The 22,496-nt window shown below is 73.8% G+C and carries 14 protein-coding genes and 1 pseudogene; 13 read left to right on the top strand and 2 right to left on the bottom strand.

Going from position 1 to position 22,496, the window contains the following annotated elements:
• Nucleotides 1-10 precede the first annotated feature (10 nt).
• The 12 genes from ACZ6EM_RS36810 (at nucleotide 11) to ACZ6EM_RS36755 (ending at nucleotide 17,229) form a co-directional block, all read left to right on the top strand.
• Nucleotides 11-1,270 (top strand): MFS transporter, encoded by a 1,260-nt coding sequence (locus tag ACZ6EM_RS36810; RefSeq protein WP_465774331.1) that lies wholly within the window; start codon nucleotides 11-13, stop codon nucleotides 1,268-1,270.
• A 186-nt stretch (nucleotides 1,271-1,456) separates the two neighbouring features.
• Nucleotides 1,457-2,554: a 4-hydroxyphenylpyruvate dioxygenase gene (hppD, locus tag ACZ6EM_RS36805; protein WP_401045264.1), complete on the top strand. Its 1,098-nt coding sequence runs from the start codon at nucleotides 1,457-1,459 to the stop codon at nucleotides 2,552-2,554.
• On the top strand, nucleotides 2,551-3,702 hold the full coding sequence (locus ACZ6EM_RS36800; RefSeq protein WP_380548029.1) for an alpha-hydroxy acid oxidase: 1,152 nt from the start codon (nucleotides 2,551-2,553) through the stop codon (nucleotides 3,700-3,702). Before hppD ends, ACZ6EM_RS36800 begins: the two co-directional genes overlap by 4 nt.
• Nucleotides 3,703-3,767: 65 nt before the next feature.
• Nucleotides 3,768-4,997 (top strand): aminotransferase class I/II-fold pyridoxal phosphate-dependent enzyme, encoded by a 1,230-nt coding sequence (locus ACZ6EM_RS36795; protein ID WP_401055362.1) that lies wholly within the window; start codon nucleotides 3,768-3,770, stop codon nucleotides 4,995-4,997.
• A 288-nt stretch (nucleotides 4,998-5,285) separates the two neighbouring features.
• The gene (locus ACZ6EM_RS36790) at nucleotides 5,286-7,856 is read left to right on the top strand and encodes a lantibiotic dehydratase (protein WP_465774330.1); all 2,571 of its coding nucleotides are present in this window, start codon (nucleotides 5,286-5,288) and stop codon (nucleotides 7,854-7,856) included.
• A gap of 49 nt (nucleotides 7,857-7,905) precedes the next feature.
• Nucleotides 7,906-9,291: a B12-binding domain-containing radical SAM protein gene (locus ACZ6EM_RS36785; RefSeq protein WP_401055025.1), complete on the top strand. Its 1,386-nt coding sequence runs from the start codon at nucleotides 7,906-7,908 to the stop codon at nucleotides 9,289-9,291.
• Nucleotide 9,292: 1 nt separating this feature from the next.
• Entirely contained in the window at nucleotides 9,293-10,387 is a 1,095-nt protein-coding gene (locus ACZ6EM_RS36780) for an arginase family protein (RefSeq protein ID WP_452179968.1), read from the top strand.
• Nucleotides 10,384-11,436 (top strand): hypothetical protein, encoded by a 1,053-nt coding sequence (locus ACZ6EM_RS36775; RefSeq protein ID WP_452179967.1) that lies wholly within the window; start codon nucleotides 10,384-10,386, stop codon nucleotides 11,434-11,436. Before ACZ6EM_RS36780 ends, ACZ6EM_RS36775 begins: the two co-directional genes overlap by 4 nt.
• Nucleotides 11,437-11,484: 48 nt before the next feature.
• On the top strand, nucleotides 11,485-12,429 hold the full coding sequence (locus tag ACZ6EM_RS36770; protein ID WP_401048367.1) for a PHP domain-containing protein: 945 nt from the start codon (nucleotides 11,485-11,487) through the stop codon (nucleotides 12,427-12,429).
• Nucleotides 12,426-15,059, top strand: a complete 2,634-nt coding sequence (locus ACZ6EM_RS36765; protein ID WP_465774329.1) for a lantibiotic dehydratase — start codon at nucleotides 12,426-12,428, stop codon at nucleotides 15,057-15,059. Before ACZ6EM_RS36770 ends, ACZ6EM_RS36765 begins: the two co-directional genes overlap by 4 nt.
• On the top strand, nucleotides 15,056-16,330 hold the full coding sequence (locus tag ACZ6EM_RS36760; RefSeq protein WP_401048371.1) for an MFS transporter: 1,275 nt from the start codon (nucleotides 15,056-15,058) through the stop codon (nucleotides 16,328-16,330). Before ACZ6EM_RS36765 ends, ACZ6EM_RS36760 begins: the two co-directional genes overlap by 4 nt.
• Entirely contained in the window at nucleotides 16,327-17,229 is a 903-nt protein-coding gene (locus tag ACZ6EM_RS36755; protein WP_452179963.1) for a phosphotransferase family protein, read from the top strand. Before ACZ6EM_RS36760 ends, ACZ6EM_RS36755 begins: the two co-directional genes overlap by 4 nt.
• Before the next feature lie 192 nt (nucleotides 17,230-17,421).
• On the opposite strand, the gene ACZ6EM_RS36750 is transcribed toward ACZ6EM_RS36755, so the two are convergent.
• Complete coding sequence (locus ACZ6EM_RS36750; protein WP_401048374.1) at nucleotides 17,422-17,763, bottom strand: hypothetical protein; 342 nt, start codon at nucleotides 17,761-17,763, stop codon at nucleotides 17,422-17,424.
• 16 nt (nucleotides 17,764-17,779) lie between these two features.
• On the bottom strand, nucleotides 17,780-21,832 hold the full coding sequence (locus ACZ6EM_RS36745; RefSeq protein WP_465774328.1) for a polymorphic toxin-type HINT domain-containing protein: 4,053 nt from the start codon (nucleotides 21,830-21,832) through the stop codon (nucleotides 17,780-17,782).
• Nucleotides 21,833-22,308: 476 nt separating this feature from the next.
• Here ACZ6EM_RS36745 and ACZ6EM_RS36740 point away from each other — a divergent pair.
• Nucleotides 22,309-22,496 (top strand): annotated as a pseudogene (locus tag ACZ6EM_RS36740) (hypothetical protein); the annotation flags it as partial.

The raw sequence follows: 22,496 nt of genomic DNA, 5'->3' as shown, positions 1-22,496 counted from the left end.
AGGAACCGCCATGCACCCGCTGTTGGCCCGCCCGGAGTTCCGGCGCTACCTCGCCGGGCAGACCCTGTCCGTCCTCGGTGACAGCGCCCTCTCCATCGCCCTCGGCATCTGGGCCAAGGTGCTGACCGGCAGCAACTCCGCCGCCGGCCTGGTGCTGTTCTGCTTCTCCGCGCCCCTGCTGCTGCTGCCGCTCGGCGGCCTGCTCGCCGACCGGGTCCGGCGCAAGCCGCTGCTGGTCGGGGTCAACCTGGCGGTGGCGGTGTCGCTGCTGCCGCTGCTGCTGGTCGACGGCCGGGACACGGTCTGGATCATCTACTGCACCGCCACGGTCTGCGGTCTGGCCGGGGCCGTCCTGGCCCCGGCGCAGAGCGCGCTGCTGCGCAGCATCCTGACGGAGCGTCAGGACTTCGGCGCGGCGGCCGGACTGACCCAGAGCGCCCGGGCGGGCACCACGCTGGTGGCACCGCTGCTCGGCTCCGGGCTCTACGGCTGGTTCGGCGGGCACGTGGTGGCCGTGGCCGACCTCGCCGTGCTGCTGCTGGCGGCACTGAGCTTCCTCACCCTGCGGGTGGCGGAGGTCAAGCCGGAGCCCTCGGGCCTGCGTTGGCGCACCGAGGTGCTGGCGGGCTTCGTCCACCTGCGCGGTTCGGTCGGGCTGCGGCCGCTGGTGGTGGCCACCGCCGGCGCCGGCTTCGTGCTGAGCCTGCTCCAGCCGGTGCTGTTCGCGCTGACCCAGCACGGGCTGCACCGCTCGCCGCAGTTCCTCGGCGTCCTGGAGACCACCGAGGCGGTCGGCGCGCTGGTCGGCTCGGTGGTCGGCGGCCTGCTGATCGGCCGGCTCGGACCGCGACGGACGGTCATGGCGGGATCGGCGGTGTTCGGCCTCGGCATCGTCCTGCTGCTGGCCCCGTCGCTGTACATGGTGTCGGCCGGCCTGGTGATCGCGGGCGCGGGCATCCCGGCCGCCCTGGTCGGGCTCGCCACCGCCGCCCAGGCGTCCACCCCGCCGCAGCTGATGGGGCGCGCCCAGGCGGCCGTCAACCTCTCGCTCACCGCGCCGCAGGCGCTGGCCGTGGGTGTCGGCTCCGGTCTGGTGGCCGCCCTGGACTTCCGGGTGGTGCTGGGCGTGATGGTGGTCGGCGCGCTGCTCGCGGCCGCCCACCTGATCGGCAAGCCGGAGGCCCCGACGGAGCCGCCGGAGCCCGAGGACGCGTCCGAGGGCGACGGCCCGGCCGAGCCGGAGGACGCCAAGGACCTCCAGCCCACCTGACCGGCCCCGGCGGGCCCACCGGCCCGCCCGCCCGAACTCCGCACCACGTGAACGTCGCACCCCCCGAACGCCCGCACCCCCCGAACGCCCGCACCACCGCCGCGCGCACCCGCACCACCGAGCACGTCCGCCCGCCCGATCGCCCCTCAGCACCCTCCCGTTCCTCCTCACGAGAGAGCTCCTCAGATGACCGACCGTTCCTCGCCCGCCGTCACCCCGATCCCCGTCGAGCTGGACCACGTCGAGTTCTACGTGGCCGACCTGGGCGCCGAGACCGCCAAGCTGACCACGGAGTACGGTTTCGAGCTGCTCGTCCCGCCGACCGAGCGCGGCGACATCGCCGAGCGCTGCCTGTCCGCGCTGGTCGGCCAGTCCGGCATCCGGCTGCTGATCACCCAGCCGCTGGCCGCCGGCCACCCCGCCACCGACTACCTGGAGCGCCACGGCGACGGCGTGGGCGCCCTCGGCCTGCGGGTGCCGGACGCCACCGACGCGTTCCGCACGCTGACCGCCCGCGGCGCCGCCGCCCTGCGCGAGCCGCAGGCCGCGGACGGCTGCGTCACCGCGGTGGTCGACGCCTTCGGCGACGTGGTGCACACCCTGGTCGAGCGCGGCCCCGAGGTCCCCGCCGGCCGCATCCCCGGCCTGCCGGACCCGGCCGCGCTGACCGGCGAGGGCGAGGTCGGCCTGCACTCCGTCGACCACTTCGCGGTCCTGATCCCGTTCGGCGAGCTGCGCAAGACCGAGCACCGCTACCGCGAGGTCTTCGGCTTCCGGACGATCTTCGAGGAGCGGGTCGAGGTCGGCACGCTCGGCATGGACTCGGCCGTCGTGCAGAGCGCCGACCGCAGCGTCACCCTCACCCTGATCGAGCCGCTCACCGCGGACGCGGGCGGCCAGATCGCCTCCTTCCTGGCCGGCCACGGCGGCGCCGGGGTCCAGCACGTCGCCTTCGCCGCCGAGGACGCGGTGCACTCCGTCGCCACCATGGCCGAGCGCGGCGTGCCGTTCCTGCGCACCCCGCAGACCTACTACGACGCGCTGCCCGACCGCCTGACGCCGCTGCGGCACTCCTTCGAGCAGCTGCGCGAGCTGAACCTGCTGGTCGACCAGGACCACGACGGCCAGCTGTTCCAGATCTTCACCCGCTCCCAGCACCCGCGGAACACCTACTTCTTCGAGGTGATCGAGCGCATCCGGGCCCGCAACTTCGGCAGCAACAACATCCGCGCCCTCTACGAGGCCGTGGAGCTGCAGCGCAACGCCGGCGAAGTGGCCGGATGAGCGCGTCCGTCCGAAGCGTTCCACCGGCCGGCCCGGCCGCCGGGCGCCCGGTGCTGTCCGTCGCGGAGTACGCCGACCGGGCCCGGGCCGCGCTCGCGCCCGAGGTCTGGGAGTGGCTGGAGGGCGGCGCGGAACGCGAACTGACCCTCGCCGCCAACCGGGCCGCCTTCGACCGGGTGGGCCTGGTGCCCCGGGTGCTGACCGACGTCAGCACCCGGGACACCGCCGCCACCCTGGTGCGCAGCCGGGCGGCCCTGCCGGTGGCGGTGGCGCCCGTCGCCTACCACCGGCTGTTCCACCCGGAGGGCGAGCTGGCCTCGGCCCGCGCCTGCGCGGCCGCGGGCGTGCCGTTCACCGTCGGCACGCTCAGCAGCGTCGGCTTCGAGGAGCTGGCGGGGACCGGCGCCACGCTCTGGTTCCAGCTGTACTGGCTGCGCGACCGCGGCCGGCTGCTCGACCTGGTCAGGGCCGCCGAGGAGGCCGGCAGCGAGGCCCTGGTGGTCACCGCCGACGTCCCGTACATGGGCCGCCGGCTGCGCGACGCCAGGAACGCCTTCGCGCTGCCCGCCGACGTCCGCGCGGCGCTGCTGGAGGGCGGCGCGGCCGGGCGGGCGCACGAGTCCACCGCCGCCGTCTCGGCGGTGGCCGCGCACACCGCCGAACTGCTCTCCCCCGGCGTCACCTGGGCCGACCTCGAATGGCTGCGCGGGGAGACCGAACTGCCGCTGGTGGTCAAGGGCGTGCTCGACCCGGCCGACGCCCGGCGGGCCGCCGGGATCGGCGCCGCGGCCGTGGTGGTCTCCAACCACGGCGGCCGCCAGCTCGACCGGGCGGTGCCCGCGGTGACGGTCCTGCCGGCCGTCGCCGAGGCGCTGGCCGGCGAGGACTGCCAGGTGCTGATGGACAGCGGGGTGCGCGGCGGCTCGGACGTGCTCACCGCGCTGGCCCTCGGCGCCTCCGGGGTCCTGCTCGGGCGCCCGCTGATCTGGGGCCTGGCGGCCGGCGGCGAGGCGGGCTGCACCGAGGTCCTCGACCTGCTCGCCGCCGAGCTGCGGCACGCGCTCGGCCTCGCGGGCTGCGCCGACCTGCGGGCCGCCGCCGAACTGCGCACCACCACCCTGCCCGGCACCACCTGGAGCACCCCGTGACCACCATCGCCGCACCGCACGACCTGCTGCTGGCGGGCCTGCACACCTCCCTCGCCGACCCGGCGATGACCTCGATGAACCTGCTCAACGAGATCTCCATCCGCTACCCGGAGGCGGTCTCCTTCGCGGCCGGGCGCCCGGCCGAGCAGTTCTTCGAGCTGGACGCCGTCCACCGCCACCTGGACCGCTACCTCGACCACCTGCGCACCGAGCGCGGGCTGAGCCAGGAGGCGGCCCGCCGCCAGGTGCTCCAGTACGGGCGGACCAAGGGGATCATCCACGACCTGATCGCCACCCACCTCGCGACGGACGAGGGCATCGAGGTGCCCGCCGAGTCGATCGTGGTGACGGTGGGCTGCCAGGAGGCGATGTTCCTGGTGCTGCGGGCGCTGCGCCGCGGTCCCGAGGACGTGGTGCTGGCCGTCTCCCCCACCTACGTGGGCCTGACCGGCGCGGCGCTGCTCGCCGACCTGCCGGTGCGGGCGGTGGCCGACGGCCCGGACGGCGTGGACCTCGCCGACCTGCGCCGCCGGCTGGCCGCCGCCCGCGCCGAGGGCCTGCGTCCGCGGGCGCTGTACCTGGTGCCGGACGTGGCCAACCCGAGCGGGGCCAGCCTGCCGCTGGAGCTGCGCCGGGAGCTGCTGGCGCTGGCCGCCGAGGAGGACTTCCTGCTGCTGGAGGACAACCCGTACTGCGTCTTCGCCGGTGACGAGCGGCTGCCCTCGCTCAAGGCGCTGGACACCGAGCGGCGGGTGGTCCACCTCGGCTCCTTCGCCAAGACGGCCCTGCCCGGCGCCCGGGTCGGCTACGTGGTGGCGGACCAGCTGGTGGCGGACGGGCGGGGAGGCACCGAGCTGTTCGCCGACCTGCTCGGCATGATCAAGAGCATGACCACGGTGAACACCTCGCCGATCGCCCAGGCCGTGATCGGCGGCGCGCTGCTGGAGCACGGCCACAGCCTGCGGGCCGCCAACACCGAGGTGGCCGCGCTCTACCGGCGCAACCTCTCGCTGGTGCTGGAGGGCCTGGCCGAGCGCTTCCCGCCCGGCAGCGGGGTGACCTGGAACGAGCCGCGCGGCGGGTTCTTCCTGGTGCTCACGGTGCCGTGCGTGGTGGACGACGCGCTGCTGGAACGCTCGGCCTCGGAGTACGGGGTGATCTGGACCCCGATGTCGCACTTCTATCCGGGCGCGGGCGGGGAGCACCAGCTGCGGCTCTCCGTCAGCCAGGTCGACCCGGCCACCCTCGACCGGGGGCTGGACGGGCTGGCCGCGCTGCTCGCCGCGCAGTCCTGACCCACCCGGAGGGGCGCCCCGCCCGGGGCGCCCCTCCGGCGCGTCCGGCCCCGACGGCTCGTGCCACGACCGACCCGACACCTGACCTGTCGTCAATTTCCGGACGAATGCGCCCCACCGAGGCCATCCCAATGGCCCGACCCTGCTGCACGACCTCGGAGTTTCGGCTGTCGACCGGTCAGTTCCGGCCGGAACCCGACGGGTTGACCACATCGTTATTGAAAGACCTCTCGACGTCTGGGTATGGTCACGAACTGTCGTGATCAAGTCAGCCATGAGGGGACGATCATGGACGAGCCAAGGCAGCGCCCCGACACCGTGCAACCCGCGCAGGGCGGCGGCCGGGGGTGGTCGCTCGCCCCGGTCGCGATGCTGCGTCACGCGGGCTACCCGCTCTCGCTACTGGACCGCGTCGTCGACCGTCCGACCGCCCGGGCCGCCGACACCGTCCTCGCCCTGCGGGACGAAGCCGTCGAACTGGGGCGGGAGTTGAAGGCCGCCCTGCGCGCGGAACAGGCCGGCACCCGGGGCGACCTCGCCTCCGGCGTCGGCATGCTCCGCCCCTTCCCGCCCGCCGACCTCGCCCGGCTCGAAGCCGAACTCGGCCCCGCCGCCCTGGACTCGGCCAAGCGCTACCAGGACGCGGTGCAGACCCTGAACGGCCACTGGAAGGCCTTCGAACAGGAGCACGGTGCTGCCCTCGCCCGGGCCCGCCGGACCGTCGTGGACCTGTTCCGCGAGCCCTCCCTCCAGCAGGTCCTGCTGCTGTCCAACGACGCCCGCTTCGAGGAGTTCACCGCCTGGATCGCCGCCGGCGGCACCGGGTCGGACGGACACGTCAAGCGGATGACCGACCTGCTCGCCATGTACCTCCAGCGGGTCACCACCAAGAACGAGACCCACTCGCACTTCGGCCCCCTCGCCGTCGCCCGGGCGGCCGCCGAGGGCGCCGCCGCCACCGGCATCACCTGGTCCACCGGCCCGCTGCGCCGGATCGCCCTGCTCAGCCACTGGGCGGGCGAGGCGATGGCCGAGGTCTTCAGCGCCCGGCCGGAGGCCTTCGAGACGGTGCGCCCCCGCCGGCGCCCGCTCGCCTTCGCCGACGGCCCCCTGGTCCGGCTGTACGCGTTCGAGTCCACCACCGGCATGCCGGACGGCTGGCGCTTCGTCGCGGTGAAGTCCGACACCTTCGACACCCACCGCTCCTGGCTCTGGGAGCACTGCGACGGGGAACGCACGGTGGCGCGGCTGCGCGCCGCCTGGGCCGAACGCCCGGACCGCCCGGCCGACCTCGACTTCGACCACGTGCTCGCCGAACTCGTCGACCAGGACTGGCTGATCGGACGCTGGGAGATCCCGATCGGGTCCACCGACGTGCTGCGCTCGCTCGCCGGGCACCTCGCCGAGGACTCCCCCGACCTCGCCGTGGTGCGCCGCTTCGAGGACGGGCTGCGCCGCTTCGCCGAGGGCCCGACGGCGCGGCGCGCGGCCCTGCTCGGCGAGCTCAAGGAGGCCTTCGAGGAGGTCACCGGGTCGGCGGCCAACCGCTCAGAGGGCCGGCACTACGCCGACCGGAGCATCCTCTACGAGGAGGCGTACAGCCCGGTCGAGGACGTCGTCCTCGGCCCGGACGTCACCGGGCTGATCGGCCGCGAGCTGTCCGCGGTCTACGACCTGACCCTGCTCGTCCCCCGGCTGCGGATCCGCCGCGAACTGGAGGTCCTGCGGCACTGGACGGCACGGCGCTTCGGCCTCGGCACGCCCGTACCGCTGCCGGACTTCTACGCCGCCTTCTTCGCCGACAAGCCGCGCCTCGCCGCGCAGTGCGAGGAGGTGGACCGGGAGATCGAGGCGCTCGACCGCGAGGTCGTCGCCCTGCTGCTGGACGGCGCCGAGGACGGCCGGCCCGAGAGCGTCGTCGACCGGGCCCGGCTGGAGGAGCTCCTCGCCCGCCACCCGGACACCCCGCCCGCGCTGTGCAACCCGGACGTGATGCTCGCCGCGCCGGACGCCGCCGCGATCGCGCGCGGCGACTTCCTCGCCGTCGTCGGCGACTGCCACGCCGTGCGCGAGGCGCTCACCCACTCCAGCTTCGCCCCGATGCTCCAGGCCGAGGCGCCGGAGCTGCTGGACGAGATCCACACCCGGTACCGGGAACTGCTCGACGAGGACGAGGTGCTGGTCGACCTCTCCCGCTCGCACCCCGACAAGACCGGCGCCCAACTCACCTACCCCTGCCCGGACCTGGAGGTGTACGGGCTCTCCCCGAAGGCCCGCGGCGACGTCCTGCGGCCCGACCGGCTGTACCTGGTGGCCACCGCCGACCGGATGGATCTGCGCGCCCACGGCCTGGCGGGCCGGCTGAAGCTGCTCGCCCCGCTGGCCGGCGGCCCCAGCATCCGCCAGGACCCGCTCTCCCCGTTCGCCTTCCCCCGGCACTTCGGCGGGGTCGGCATCCGCGACCGGGACCGCGACCACGTGCCCCGCATCCGCTGCGGCCGGATCGTGCTGCACCGGGAACGCTGGCGCATCCCCGCCGCGGCGCTGCGCGGCTGGAGCCCCGGCGTCCACCGGTCCAAGGGCGACGCCCCCGAGTTCGCCGCCGCCCGCAGGCTCCGCCGCGACCTCGGCCTGCCGCGCCACGGCTTCCTGAAGATCCCCGGCGAGCCGAAACCGGTCTACGTCGACTGGGAGTCCCCCCTCATCGTCCGGCAGGTCCTCCGGCTCGCCCGGAGGACGGCCGCCCCTCTGGAGTTCAGCGAAATGCTCCCCGCCCCGGAGCACCTCTGGCTCGACATCGACGGAGAACGTCACACCAGCGAGCTGCGTTGTGCGGTCTTCTCGCGCCGGTCCCACTGAGTGCTCCGCGTCGAGGACCCCACGCCCTCACCGACCGAAGGCACCGCTCATGACCAAGAGCTGCATCGTCCAGTTGCCCTTCCCCTCCAGCCACGACCCCGACCCGAACCTGTCGCGCTACTACGACGACTACGACCGGCGCTTCCGGGCCCTGCTGCCCGAGTACTTCATCCCGACCGACGGCCTGTGGGAGATGCCGCTGTGGGTCGCCCACCTGACCGCCCTGCTGAACACCGCGGGGCTCGACTCCGTCTTCCGCGACCTGTCCAGGACCCCGGCCGAGCCGGAGGACTGCGCCGAACCGCTGCTGGACGCGACCGCCCCCGGTGACCTGGTCCTGATGTCCCCGCTCGCCCAGAACCTCCGCCTCGCCCTGGAGGTGGCCAAGCGGCTGGAGCACGCCGGCCGGCGCGTCGTCCTCGGCGGGAACATGGCCCCGCTCGCCCCGGACGGCGCCGTGCACGCCGTGCACCGCGGCCAGCTCGACGCCGGCTTCGTGCGCCGCCTCGTCGAACTCGCCTCCGGCTCCGGCGGCAGCCTGGAGAAGCCCCTGCTGCCCGGCCTGGTCTCCGACCGGATCACCTGGGCGCCGGACTACCGCCACCTCGGCGGTTACCAGGGCCGGGTGCCGCTGCTGCGGCTCAACGCCAGCCACGGCTGCCTGTACCAGTGCTCGTTCTGCGGCGACGCCTGGAGCAAGCAGCTCACCCTGGTCGCCAAGGACGCGCTCGCCCAGGAGGTGGACGAGCTGACCACCCGGTTCCCCGACACCCGGCTCTTCTACATCGGCGACAAGACCTTCGGCCAGTCCCGCGAAGCCGTCGGCAACCTGCTGGACGTCTTCCGCGACCGCCCCGGCTACCGCTTCATCGTGCAGACCCACGTGATGCAGGTGAAGGAGTGGATCGTCGAGGCCATGCTCGAACTCGGCGTCGTCGCCGTGGAGCTCGGCTTCGAGTCGGCCGACTCGCAGATGCTGAAGCGGCTCAACAAGCTCTCCCGCGGCCTGGACGACTACACTTCGAAGATCCGTCAACTCAGCGACGCCGGGCTGAAGATCGTCCTCAACATGATGGGCGGCCTCGACGAGGAGACGGAGGCCGCGCACGGCCAGACCGTCGCCTGGATGCGGGAGAACGAATCGGCGCTGTGGCTCTTCAACCTGTACAACTTCGTGCCGTACCCGCTCACCCCGGACTTCCCCAGGCTGCGCGAGCGCATCTTCAACTGGGACTTCGCCGACTGGCGGGAGGACGCCCCGGTCGTCTACCGGCCCCGGCACCTGTCCCCCGAGGCCAGCTGGGACCTGTTCCAGGAGAAGATCGCCGCCGCGCACGACGTCATCCGTGCCCCGCTGCCCGTCGCCGCGCCCACCCCGCCCGCCGCGCCCACCGCACCCACGGCGCCCGCCGCGTCCGCCGTGCAGGAGGACTGACATGACCGAGCTCCCCGACTTCGAAGCGCTCCGGAACAGCGTCAAGCCCGAGGACTTCGCGCAGGACCCGCTGCCGGGCTGGGCCGGCGTCGGCACCCTGTTCGGCGCCCCCACCACCACCGCCGACCAGGTGGACGTCGGCGAGACGGGCTGGGTGGTGTCCGGCGTGCCCTTCGACGCCACCGCCAGCTCCCGCCCGGGCGCCGCGGAGGGACCGCGGGCGATCCGCCAGGCCAGCCTGGTCTTCTCCAGCTACCTCACCAGCCTCGGCCAGTGGCGGATGCTGGACACCCGCACCGGGCAGACCTTCCGCTACCACGCGCCCAGCGTCGCGGACGCCGGAGACCTGCACATCTACCCGACCGACACGGTGAAGACCTTCCAGGCCGTCGCCGCCGAGAGCCGCCGCCTGAGCTGCAACGCCCCGCGCCTGATCTTCCTCAACGGCGACCACTCCTGCACCTTCCCCACCTTCGCCGGCTTCCGCGCCGGACGGCTCGACCGCGGCGCCGGCCGGGTGGGGTTCATCAACATCGACCACCACTTCGACTTCGGCAACTGGAGCACCCTGCACGGTCCGCTGTACCACGGCTCCAACTCCCGCCGGATCAGCGAGATCCCGCGGATGCGCCCGGAGGACATCGCCTTCGTCGGCGTCGGGGACGTCACCAAGTACGACCAGTTCCGCGGCCTGCTCGACAGCGGCTTCCACGTCGTACCCGGCTCCTCCATCACCCGGGACGGCGCCGCCGCGGCCCTGCGCCCGGTGATCGAGGACCTCGGCTCGCGCTGCGACACCGTCTACGTCTCCCTCGACATCGACGTGCTCGACAGCGCCGCGGCGACCGGCACCGGGCACGTCACCATGGGCGGCATCGGCATCGGCGACCTCCTCGACGTCTACGAGGAGCTGCGGGCGCTGCCCGTCGGCGCCGTCGACATCGCCGAGATCGCGCCCCGCTACGACCCGTCCGGCGGCACCGCGCAGATCGCCGCCCGACTGCTCTTCGAGTTCCTGTTCCGCACCGACGTGGCCCCGGCCGAACTCGCGCCCTGGGCCCCCGGCACCCCCTCCGCACCCCAGGAGCACCGGTGAGATTCACCCCCCACGAAGCGCGGTTCGACTGCACCCCGCTGCTCTCCGACGCCCCCGCCGAGCGCGAGCGGGCACTGGACGCCCTCGCCGCCGAGGCCGTCGAGGTCATCCACCGGACCGGCTGGGCGGTCTTCCGGATCGGCCGGCTGCGGCTCGGGGTCGAGGACAGCCGGCGGCTGTCCACCTCCATCGTCGAACGCGTCCGCACCACGCTGATCGCCCGCGGCGCCCCCGCGCGGATGCGGCTGGAGGTCGACCGGGCGCAGCAGACCTACGTGCCCGAGGGCTGCGCCACCCGGACCCTGCTGCCCCACCACGACGGCCAGCACTGCTCGTACCTGACGCCCAGTCTCCAGGACGCCCCCGACTGGGACCCGGCCCGGCGCACCTACGGCGACTCCGGGTACACCACCACCCCCGCGCACAAGATGTACCAGGGCATCTTCCTGCCCGAGGTCGGCGAGGGGCTGAGCGTCACCACGTACTACGACTGGCTCGGCGTGATCGACGACGTGCTGGAGCGGCGCGGCATCGACCGGGGGCCGGACGCCGCGGCCACCGCGGCGCGCTGGCTCGGCGACAACCTGGCCCGCGGCCTGGAGCGCCAGCCGGAGCACGGCTGCGCCTACCCCTCGGTCGGCGCCATGCTCGGACTGGAGGAGCCGCTCTGGCACGGCCTGTCCTTCCACCACGGCGAGGCCGTGCTGACCAAGGAGGAGCGCCGGCGCTTCCCCGCCGCCGTGCCGCTGGCCCACGGCTGTCCGTGCGGCGAGTGCCGGGGCGAGGCGGCCCGGCTCTTCTGCCACCAGGTACTCATGGCCACCGGCCTGACCTGGGCACGGTTCCGCCGCCGCTGGGAGGTGCTCGCCCCGGGCGAGCACTGCGACCTGCTGCTCGGCCACAACCTGACCATGCTGCACGGCGGCCTGGCCGGCGGCGCGGGGCGGATCATCGAGCCGCTCTGCCTGGTCGTGGACGACCCGTCCGGCCCCGAGTACGAGCGCTGGCTGGCCGCCTCCTGGCGGCGCACCCTGCCCGGAGCCCGCTGATGCGAGGGGCCTGCTGATGCGGATCCGGCTGATGCGGAGGACCTGCTGATGCGGGGCGCGCCCGCCACCCTGGCCACCCCGGTCGACCTGCACCTGCACACCCGGCACTCGGACGGCGACGAGGCGCCGGCCGAACTGGCCCGGCGGTGCGTCGAGGCCGGCCTGCGGGTGGCCGCCGTGACGGACCACGACACCCTCGCGGGCGTCGCCGCCTTCGAGCGGGCCGCCGGCGGGCGCCTCACCGTGGTACCGGCCTGCGAGATCACCACCAGCTGGCGCGGCGAGGAGACCCACTGCCTGGCCTACTTCGTCGACCCCGGCGACGAACCGTTCCGGCAGCGGATCGGGCGCGTCCACGACGCCGAACTGGCCTGGTGGCGCACCTGGACCGACCGGGCGCGGGCCCTCGGGGTGCCGCTCGCCCGGGCCGACGTCGAGCGGCGCCTCGGCGGCGACCGGGTCGCCTACGTCAACGACTACCTGGCCCTGCTGCTGGAGGCCGCCGAGGGCGACCCCCGGTTCGCCCCGTACCGCGAGGGCGACGACCGCTTCGCCCGCCTCGTCGCCGACTGGTGCCGGCCCGGCCGGCCGCTGCACGTCGAACACCCGGTCAACCCCGACCTGGTGGAGGTGCTGTCCTGGATCGAGCAGGCGGGCGGGGTCGCCGTCCTCGCCCACCCCGGCCCGCTCACCGCCGGCCTGGACGCCCCGCAGTGCGCGGCGCTGCTGGAACCGCTGCGCGCGGCCGGCCTGGCCGGGCTGGAGGTGTGGACCAGCTGGCACACCCCGGCCGACAGCGCCCGGCTCGCCGCGGCGGCCGGACGGCTCGGCCTGGTCGCCACCGCCGGGTCCGACTACCACGGGGTGCGGGTCAAGCCCTGGGCGCCCAGCCCCGGCCTGCTGCCCGCGCTCCCCACCGACCCGCTCGCCGTCCTGGACGCCCTGCACGACCGGCGTCCTCCCGTCCACTCAAGTCCCCAGGTGAGGCTGTGACCACCGTCAACGACCCCCGGACCACCACCACCGAGCCCGGTGCGCGCGTCGCCTGGCAGCTCGCGCCGGTCGTCGTGCTCCGCCAGGCCGGCTTCCCGATGGAGCTGCTCGCCCCCCTGGCGGACCCGGCCGCCGCCGAGGAGGCCCGCGAACTCGTCGCCCACGGGCAGCGGTTGAAGGCGCTGGCCGAGGAATTCAAGGCCGCCCTGCGCCGGCACCCGGTGCCCGGCGCCGCCCGGCTCTCCTCCCCGGCCGGCTTCCTGCTGCCCGTCCCCGAGCCCGCGCTCGCCGCCGCGGCCGCCGCCGTACCCGCCGAGGCGGCCGCCACCCTGCGCGGCTACCAGGACGCCGCCCGGCACTTCGCCGAGGAGCAGACCCGCTTCGCCGCCCGGCACCAGGACCGCCTCGACCGGGCCGGGGCCGCCGTGGTCGAGGCCTTCGGCGACGAACGCCTGCGGCAGGTCCTGCTGCTCTCCAACGACTCCGCCTACCCCACCTTCGCCGCCTGGCTCGACGGCCACGACGGCACGACCGGCCGGCGCACCCGCAAGATGACCGACCTGCTCACCATGTACCTCCAACGGGTCACCACCAAGAACGAGACCCACTCGCACTTCGGCCCCTTCACCCCCGGCCGCCTCGGCACCGCCCCCGGCATCACCTGGACCGGCGAGCGGGAGCTGGAACGGCACGCGCTGTTCAGCCACTGGGCCGCCGAGAAGCTCGCCCAGAGCGCCGCCGCCGTCCCCGGCCTGCTCGACCACGCCCGGCCCCGGCGCCGCCCACTGTCCTTCCTGCGCGACGGGCGGATCGACCTGTACGCCTTCACCACCCGCGACGGCCTCGACACCGACTGGGACTTCCAGCACCTCGGCGGGCGGCCGGTGGAACCGTACGAGGCCTGGCTGTGGCAGCACTGCGACGGCGAACGCACCCTGCGCGAACTGCGGCAGGCCTGGCAGGACGAGCTGCCCGGCCCCGTCCCCTTCGACACGGCCCTCGCCGAACTCGCCGACCGCGAATGGGTGGTCGTCGAGTTCGAGATCCCGATCGGCGACCACCGGCCGCTGGCCGCCCTGCGCGAGCAGCTGCTCGCCGCCCCCGCCGAACCGGCCGCCCCGTTGCTCGCCGCGATCGACGGCTTCGAGGCGGACCTGACCCGCTTCGCCCGGCTGCCGCTGCCCGACCGCGCGGCCGCCCTCGCCGCCGGCAAGGCCCGGTTCGAGCAGCTGACCGGCGGCCCCGCCAACCGCAACAGCGGCCTGCACTACGCCGACCGCAGCATCCTCTTCGAGGAGGCCCGCGGCCGGCCCGCCGACCTGACCGTCGGCCCGGACCTCGCCCGCTTCATCACCGACGAGCTGTCCATCGTGTACGAGACCGTGCTGGCCGGCCCGCGCCTGCGGATGCGGCGCGAACTGGTCATCCTCACCCGGTGGGTGGCCGAGCGCTTCGGCCCCGGGGTGGAGATCCCACTGGACGTGCTCTACGCCGAGTTCTTCCGCGACCGGGACGCCATCGCCCGCGAGTGCCTCGCCGTCGAGGCCGAACTCGCCGAACTGGACCGGGCGATCGGCGCCGCCCTGCTCGGCGGGGCCGCGACCGACCCGGACCGCTCCGAGGTCGTGGTGGACCGGGACCGGATGGCGGCCGTCCTCGCCGGCCGGCCCAGCAGCCCACCGGCCGTCTGCGACCCGGACGTCCTGTTCGCCGCCGCGAGCCGGGAGGACCTGGCCGAGGGCCGGTTCACCGCCGTCATCGGCGACTGCCACGCGGTTCGGGAGGTCATCACCCACACCAGCTTCGGCCCGCTGATCCAGGAGCACACCCCCGAACTGCTCTCCGAGGTGTACCGCGGCTACCAGTCCCTGCTCGCGGACGACGAGGTCCTCGCCAACCTGTCCCGCGGCCACCCCGACAAGTCCTCCACCCAACTCGTCTACCCCTGCCACGACCTGGAGGTCTACGGCCGCTCCGCGCAGACCCGCGACCGGGTCCTGCAGCCCTCCCAGCTGTACCTGGTGCTGCGCGGCGAACGGCTGGAACTGCGCGCCCGCGGCGTCGAGGGCCGGCTGCGGCTGATGGCGCCCCCGGCCGGCGGCCCGAGCATCCGGCAGGACCCGCTCTCCCCCTTCGCCTTCCCCCGCCACTTCGGCGGCGCCGGACTGAACGCCCCCCACCTCGCGCACATCCCGCGCATCCGCTGCGGCCGCGTCGTACTGCAGCGCGAGACCTGGCGCATCCCCGCCGAGCGGCTGCGCGACACCACCGCCCTCGGCCGGCCGACCGGCCGGGACGACGCCGCCCGGTTCGTCGCCGCCTGCCGGCTGCGCGCCGAACACCGGCTGCCCCGGCACGTCTTCGTCAAGGTCCCCGGCGAACCGAAGCCGGTCTACGTCGACTGGGAGTCCCCCCTGCTGGTACGGCAGTTGGGCCGGCTGGCCGCCAGGGCCGAAGGCACCCTGGAGATCTCCGAGATGCTGCCCGCCCCCGACCAGCGCTGGCTGGAGGTGGACGGCCACCGGTACACCAGCGAACTGCGCTGCGCCGTCTTCTCGGCGGGGGACGGCGCCGGCGCCTGGGACAGCGCGCCCGCCGGGCCGGAATCCCTCCCGGAGCCGCGCGGGTGAGCACCGACACCGCCGTCCGTCCCGCCTCCGGCTACCACCGGGTCATCGGCGCCGCGGCCTCCTCCGCGATCGGCGACGGCATGCGCTTCGCCGCGCTGCCGCTGCTGTCCACCGCGGTGCTGCACGACGCCTTCCAGGTGTCCGCCGTCACCGCCGCGACCACGCTGCCCTGGCTGCTGTTCGCCCTGCCCGCCGGGGCCTACGCCGACCGCTTCGAACGCCGCCTGCTGATGGTCCTCGCCGACCTGCTGCGCGCGGCGGTGCTGGTCCTCGCCGTCGTGCTGCTCGCCGCCGACCGGCTGACCTTCTGGCCCCTGCTCACCGCCGCCTTCCTGCTGGGCGTCGGCGAAGTGCTGTTCGACTGCGCGTCGTTCGCCCTGCTGCCGAGCGTCGTTCCCGAGGAGCGCCTGGAGTCGGCGAACGGCCGGCTCTTCGCCGTCCAGACGATCGGCCGCGACCTGCTCGGGCAGGTCGTCGGCGGCGTGCTGTTCACCGTGGGCCGGGCCGTTCCGCTGCTGATCGACGCGGTCTCCTTCCTGGTCTCCGCGGTGCTGCTGCGCGGCATCCGCGGACCCGCCCCGGACCCCGAACCCGAACCCGAGTCCGAACCCGGATCGCTTGCGGAGAAGCCCCGCCCCCGCCTGCCGGCGGACATCCGCGAGGGCGTCGCCTTCGTCCTGCGCGATCCGCTGCTGCGCGCCCTGACCGTCTCCGCCGGTGTCATCAACGCCGTCTACCTGGGCCAGATCGCCGTCTTCGTCATCCTGGTGCACGACGTGCTGGGGCTTCCGGACTCCGCGTACGGGGCGCTGCTGGCCGCCGGGGCGGTCGGCGGCGTGATCGGCAGCACGGTCGCGAGCCGGCTGTCCACGGCGATCGGCCGGGTCCCCGCGCTGGTCGGCGGCCTGGCCACGATGGGCGTCGCCGGCCTGGCGGTGGGGGCGACCGACCGGGTGTGGGTGGTGTCCGCCGCCTACTGCGCCACCGGCTTCGCCCTGATGGTCTGGAACGTCGTCGCCGTCTCGCTGCGCCAGACGATCATCCCGGACCGGATGCTCGGCCGGGCCACCGGCGTGTACCGGCTCTTCGCCTGGGGCACGATGCCCCTCGGCGCGCTGGTCTTCGGCCGGGTGAGCGCCTCCGCCGGGCCGCGCGCCGCCTTCGCCCTCGGCGGTGTGGTCACCCTGCTGACCTGCCTGCCGATCGCCTACGCCCTGCTGAAGGACAGCAGGGTGACCGACCGTCGCAAGACTCCCGAGGATGCGCAATGAGCGAGCGTTTCGCCGTACTGGACCGACTGGCCGAGCAGTGGGGCCTGAGCGGCCTCGAACTCGTCGGCAAGGGACTGGAGTTCACCGTCTTCCGGGCCCGGGGACGGGGCGGCGCGCCGGTCGCCGTACGGCTCGCGCACCGGCGGTTCGACTCCAACGCCAACGACCCGTACGTGGACACCCGCGCCCTGCTCGTCCAGGAGCACGCCATCGCCCGGCACCTCGCCGAGCACGGCCTGCCCGTCGCCCGGGCCCGGGAGCTGGTGCTCGCCGACGACCCGAACTCCCCCGACGTGCTGCTCTCCGACTACGTCGACGACGACGGCTCCCCGCTCGACTCCCACGCCCTCGGACAACTCCTCGCCCGGCTGCACCAGGTGGCGCCGCCGCGGCTGCACCCCGTCGCCGCCGAGGGCGGCAGCACGGTCGACGTCCTCACCACCCGGATAGGCCGCCGCTGGGCCGAACTCGCCCGCCGCGTCGACGACCTGCCCGAGCCCCCGGCCGCCGACCTCCTGGCCCGCCACCTCTCCTCCCTCACCGGGACCAGCCTGCTCCACCTCGACGTCCGCAGCTCCAACATCCGCCGCAGCCGGGGCCGCATCACCGCCCTCCTCGACTGGTCGAACGCCCTGCTCGGCACCCCCGCCCTGGAGTTCGGCCGCCTCGCCGAGTACGCCCGCTACCCGGAGAACGACCTCGACCTGGCCGTCCTGCGCGCCGGCTACGCCACCGTCGCCCCCGTCCCCGACGAGGACGACCCCTGCCTCCTCGCCTGCCGCCTGGACGCCGCCCTGATGCTCGCCCTGGTCTTCCTCTCCGAAGCCCCCGACCCCACCCGCGGCCCCACCGCCGCCACCCACGCCCGCGACCTGGCGCTGCGCCTCACCCGCCCGTAGCGGCCGAACGGGGCACCGAACACTCGGACCACCCGCTCGCACCCGCCTGTCGGGGTCGTCCACGACCACAGCCGCAGTGACGCCGAGAGGTCCTCGCCGACATGTGTCGGCGAGGACCTCTCGGCTTCGAGCGTCCGACGGGGGCGTGATGCGGGGAAGACGGTTCACCGCACCATACGGCCCATCACATGCTCATACCTCCCACGGCATCGGAAACCGCGGAGCACCCTCCGGCCGGCCCTCACCCGGGCTCATGTTCCTGACTCCCGAGTAGTCATACCCGTCGAGGAAGGTCACGGAGTCGACGGGAACCCATGTCTCGACGGAGCCCGCCTCGATCGACTCGGTGAACGGCGCAACCGGAAGAACGTGCCGGTACCAGACCTTCATGACGACCTGAAGCCATTCGAACCCTCCGGGCCGCTCTTCCCGAGCGGTCAACTCGCCGAGCACCTGCCCTCCGCCCTCGGGTAGAGCCACCATCACGGGCCGAGTGTTCCGCTTCCCGCTGTCGAAGGAGATCTCCAGGTTCATGGCGTCACCCTAGTCGCTAGCAGGGAGCGTCGCCGTTGATGAACGTGGTGATCCTACGAACCGCCGGGTTTCCGCAGATGTACCTCAACTCGTGCGACGTGTAACCGTTGCCGTAGTCCATCCCCTTGAGGATCCCCTCGACATCCTGAACGCCCTTCATGTTGAAACTGATCTTTCCACCGCCGGAGACGACCCGATCGATCATCTTGCTGAGATTCTCAGGAGTTGCCACGCCCCTGGGAATCAGGTCGCCGAAAGGCCCGTTCTTGTAGGTCACGGCTCCAAGGCCCTGCGCGAACCGGTCGAGCGTCCCGACTTCCTGTCCGCGGATGGATTCGAGGCCGAGGGCAAGGTGAGTCGCACAGGCCGGGTCCGTGTTGTGGACCAGGACCGGCAGGTCGCCTGCCAGCACGTAGTACGTGTGGAGGTCGTCGACGGTGAGGTTGTAGGCGCCCTGGAGGGTGTTCCAGTGCCGGACGCTCTCGATCGGCCGGGCCTGTCCGGCCGGGTCGCGCAGTTCGTCGCCGGGCTTGAGGTCGGCGGCGTCGGTCCACTGCTTCCGGTTCTCGGCCCAGAAGGGGTGGTGGTCGGTGCTGGTGAGTGACCGGCCCGCACCGAGGGAGATGTCGGTGAAGTCGCGGTCGTCCGGGGTGTAGATGGTGTTCGAGACCCGGCGGGGGCCGGTCGCTCCGGTGGTGGGGTCGGTGGCGAGGACCTCGTCGTCGACCCGGACGGTCTCGATGGCGCGGGTGGAGCCGTCGGCCATCAGGACGCGGGTACCGGCCGGGAAGCTGTTCAGCGGGCAGGACGGCGGAATGCGCGTGACGAGCTTCTTGATGAACTCGACGGCCTTCTCGCCCCAGGAGCCGAACTTCTTGGCCCACTGGGCGAGCTTGGCGACGGCGGCGCCGTCACCGATGAAGGGGATCGCGCCGATGCAGGAGGTGACCGCCTCGGTGGTGCGGCCCTCGACGGCGTAGTAGGCGCAGTTGACGAGGTCGGCGATGTCGGCGAGGCCGGGGGCGATGACGCCGCCCGCGCCGCCGATGACGTCGAGGGTGAGGTGGATGCTCTCGGAGAAGAGGCGGTAGAGGTAGCTGACGTTCTCGCTGTCCTCCTTCGCCTTCTTGATCTCCTCCTCGATCCCCGCGATCGCGTCCTGCTTCTGCTTCTCGGCCTGGGCCTGCTTCTCGGCTTCCTTGCGCTCGGCCTCCAGCTTGGCGAGCCGGGCCTTCTCCTCGGCGTCGTACTTGGTCTGGTAGTCCGCTTGGGCGTCCTCGTAAGCGGCCTGGGCGGCAGCTGCGTCCTGACCGGCCGCCTCGGCCGAGGCACGGGCTGCGCCGGCGGACTCCTTGGCATCGGCAGCGGCGAAGTACGCCTGCCGTGCGGAGCGTTCAGCCTGGTTGGCGGAGTAGACCGCCTTGGCGGCGTCGCGGTTGGCGGAGGCCTTGGCGGCGTTCGCGGTCTTCGCGGATGCGGCCGCCCTGGCGGCGTCGGCCTGGGCGGCGTCGGCGGCGGCCTGGGCCTTGGCGACCTGGTCGGCGGCGGTGTTGGCCGATGCCGTGGCCGCGGCGGCGTAGCCGTTCGCCTCGTTGGCGGCGTCGCGCGCGAGGGCGGCGGCGGCCTGGGCCGTGGCCGCGTTCTGCTGGGCGGTCGCGGCGGCGGCGGTGGCCTGGGCGATCAGGCCCTTGACGTCGGCGACGTGGACGGCGGTGAGCCGGTCGCGCTGCTGGGCGGTGTACTGGCCCCGGGCCACGAAGGTGCGCAGGTCCTGGACGGGGCCTTCGAGGGCGACCTTGGCCGCGGCCTTGAGCTCGGGCTCGGTGTCCGGGGCGTCCTCCAGCCGGACGGCGGTCAGGCGGTCGTCGGCGGCCTGGGCGTCGGTCAGTCCCTTGCCGAGGAAGTCCCGCAGCGCGGCGGGGGTGTTGACCCGCAGCGCGGCGTCGGCGGCGGCCTTGACGGCCGGGCCCGCGTTGTCGCTGATGCGGGTGATCGTCAGCCGGTTGTCGGGAGCGGCAGCCTCTGCCTGGCCGCTGGTCAGGAACAGGCCGACCTGGTCCGTGTTGCCCTGGAGCGCGGTGTAGGCGGCGGTACGGACCGCGTCGCTCTCCGAGTCCGTGTAGACCTGCGTGGCGCGGTCGCGGGCGTCGTGCTCCTCCGCCTGCTTGCGACCGGCCTTGAGGTAGGAGAAGACCGCGTTGTCGTTGCCGGTGAGGGCGGCCTCGGCCGCTGCTTCTCCCCAGGTGCCGGAGATCTTGCGGGAGACGAGGGCGAGCTTGCGGCCGTCGGTGGCGACCTGCGCGGGCGTGGCGCCGGGCTGGTTGGCCAGCAGGGCGAGGCGGTCGGCCTCGGCCTTCGCCTGCTGGACCTCCTGGGCCGCCTGGTCGGTCTGCGCCTGCTTGTCGGCCTGGTCGGCCTTGGCCTTGCGGGCCTTCTCCACGGCCGCCGCGGTGCGGTTGGTCAGGTCCTCGGCCTCGGTGCGACGGGTCAGGTCCTGGACGGCGTTGGCCTTGTCGACCGCGGTCTGGGCGTCCGTGGCGAAGCCGGAGGCGGCGTTCGCGTGGTCGGTCGCCTCCTGCGCGGCGTTGGCGCTCTGACCGGCGTGGTCGGCGGCGTCCCGCGCGGCCTGTGCCGCGGCCGCGGCGTGGGAGGCAGCGGACGCCAGCAGCGTCTTGGCGGCCTCGGCCTGTGCGGCGGCCTCGCCGGCCAGCTGCTGCGAGGCGGCGGCGGCACGGCCGGCCTCGGCGGCCGCGCGACGCGTCGCCGCCGCGGCCTGCTTGGCCTTCGCCGACTGCCCGCCGGCGCTGTCCGCGTAGGCACCGGCCTGCTCGGCCGAACCCGCCGCGGAATCCGCGTTGCCCTTGGCACTCAGCGCGGCACCCGCCGCGTCCTTGCTGCTCTTGGCGGCCTCGTTCGCCTTCACCAGCGTGGCGTTAGCGTCCGCGGCGATCTTCGCCGCGGCGTCGGCGGCGTCCGCCGCCACCCGCGCCTCGTGCGCCTTGGTCGCGTCACCGGCCGCGGCCGCGGCCGCCGTCCGCGCATTGGCCGCGGCCCGCTGGGCACCCGCCGCGGCCGCCGCCGCGTTCGACGCCGCGACGGCGGCGGCGCGCGCCGAGGCGTTGGCCGCACGCGCGGCGGTCAGCGCCGTCTGCGCCGCCGCACCCGCGCGGTCGGCCGCGCTGGCGGCCCGGTTCGCCGCCTCCGTGGCCTTGGCCGTGTCATTGCCGGCCTGCTGCGTCTCGATAGCCGCCCGCGCGGCATCCGCCTTGGCCAGCTCCGAGTTGTGGACCGCCTGGTCCTTGGCCTCGATCGCCGCGGCCGTCTCCTGGGCCGCCTGCGCGCTCGCGTCCTTCGCCTGCTGCGCCAGCTGCGCGATGCTCGCGCGCTCCTGGTCACGGCTCTGCGCGATGTACTGACCGGTCGCCAGGAAGTCGCGCACGTCCTGGATCGAACCGTTCAGCGCGATCCGCGCCGCCGCCTGGACGTTGGGGCCACCGGAGCTCAGGATCTGGACCAGCTTGACCCGGTCGTCGCTGTCCTTCGCGGTGAACTGGGTCTCCGTCAGGAACTTCTGCAGGTCGTCACCGGTGTTGCTGCGCAGCGCGGCATCACCCGCCGCCTGGAGATTCCGCCCGGCGCCCATCGCGGGGTCGGTGATCCGGGTGATCCACAGCCGCCGGTCCGCGTCGAGGGCCGCCTGCCAACCGCCCTCCAGGAAGGCGCGCCGATCCGCGGCCGTCCCGTCGATGGCCTTGTCCGCGGCCTCGCGGACCTTCGGCCCGCCCACGCTGGAGATCTGCGTGGCAGCGAGCAGGTCGTCCGCACTCTGCGCCCCGGCGAGCTCGTTCTCGACGAACCGCTTCACGTCCTGGTCGGAGCCCGCGAGCGCGGCCTCCGCGAGTGCGTGGAGCCGGGGACCGCCGTTGAGCCACGCCTGCACCGCACGCTCGCGGTCGCTCGGCTGGACCTGTCCGACGGCCGGCCCGGTGGCGGCGGCGCTCGGACCCGCGGCCCCCACCAGCCCCGCCGTGAGCGCGAGCGGCAACAGTCCCAGGGAGAGCCTGCCCAACAGCGGCGGCCTTCCCCTTCCTCGCCGTCGTGAGCGGGATATCGATTGGCGCACGGGAAACCTCCACTGTCGACGTCGGCCGTATCCCGGCCGCGGCGGAGCCACGATAAATGACGTCTCATCAGAGCGTCCACGAATTCTGGGAGTTGCCGGGCAAAGCGAGCGCAATGAAACACCCGACGGCGAGCATAGCCAAGCAAATACAACCGCATCGCCAACAAGCACCCAATGACCTTGAAAGCGTGACATCTTGCCTGGCCAGTCGCCGAAAGCGGTTGTCCGGGCACCGGCCCGTCTGGTTCGATGGGCCGGATTCCGCCTGCGGCTCCGACATCTGTGACGCAGTCAATTCATGTCATTCGCACCGACAATGACGTTGCGCCACGCCCGGCTTGTTCTCCCACCATTCAGGCCGGTCACCCGATTCCGAAGATCTGCCCATCAGGGCAACGCGAGATGAACGAAAAGGATTAGGCATGTCAAAGCGCATGTCCCGCTGGCTCGTTGGCGGCGCCGTCGCCGCGGCCGCCACGCTCGGCGTCACGGCGATCGCCTCCGCCGACGGCACCCCGGCGGACAACTCGGCCGCGCCGGTGGCCGTCGAGGACTTCGTCCACCCCGGCCCGGCCCCGTACCCCAACGTGAAGCTGCTGCGCGGCGACGG

The sequence above is a fragment of the Kitasatospora sp. NPDC041917 genome, assembly GCF_055589745.1.
Note: the sequence above shows the minus strand (reverse complement) of the source record. Positions and strands in the feature narration are given on the sequence as shown.

What these genes read in the sequence shown, in the direction of transcription:
- ACZ6EM_RS36785 (WP_401055025.1), top strand. Translation starts at nt 7,906, where the DNA reads ATGACCAAGAGCTGCATCGTCCAGTTGCCCTTCCCCTCCAGCCACGAC.
- hppD (WP_401045264.1), top strand. Translation starts at nt 1,457, where the DNA reads ATGACCGACCGTTCCTCGCCCGCCGTCACCCCGATCCCCGTCGAGCTG.
- ACZ6EM_RS36790 (WP_465774330.1), top strand. Translation starts at nt 5,286, where the DNA reads ATGGACGAGCCAAGGCAGCGCCCCGACACCGTGCAACCCGCGCAGGGC.
- ACZ6EM_RS36800 (WP_380548029.1), top strand. Translation starts at nt 2,551, where the DNA reads ATGAGCGCGTCCGTCCGAAGCGTTCCACCGGCCGGCCCGGCCGCCGGG.
- ACZ6EM_RS36810 (WP_465774331.1), top strand. Translation starts at nt 11, where the DNA reads ATGCACCCGCTGTTGGCCCGCCCGGAGTTCCGGCGCTACCTCGCCGGG.
- ACZ6EM_RS36795 (WP_401055362.1), top strand. Translation starts at nt 3,768, where the DNA reads ATGACCTCGATGAACCTGCTCAACGAGATCTCCATCCGCTACCCGGAG.
- ACZ6EM_RS36770 (WP_401048367.1), top strand. Translation starts at nt 11,485, where the DNA reads ATGCGGGGCGCGCCCGCCACCCTGGCCACCCCGGTCGACCTGCACCTG.
- ACZ6EM_RS36755 (WP_452179963.1), top strand. Translation starts at nt 16,327, where the DNA reads ATGAGCGAGCGTTTCGCCGTACTGGACCGACTGGCCGAGCAGTGGGGC.
- ACZ6EM_RS36750 (WP_401048374.1), bottom strand. Translation starts at nt 17,763, where the DNA reads ATGAACCTGGAGATCTCCTTCGACAGCGGGAAGCGGAACACTCGGCCC.
- ACZ6EM_RS36780 (WP_452179968.1), top strand. Translation starts at nt 9,293, where the DNA reads ATGACCGAGCTCCCCGACTTCGAAGCGCTCCGGAACAGCGTCAAGCCC.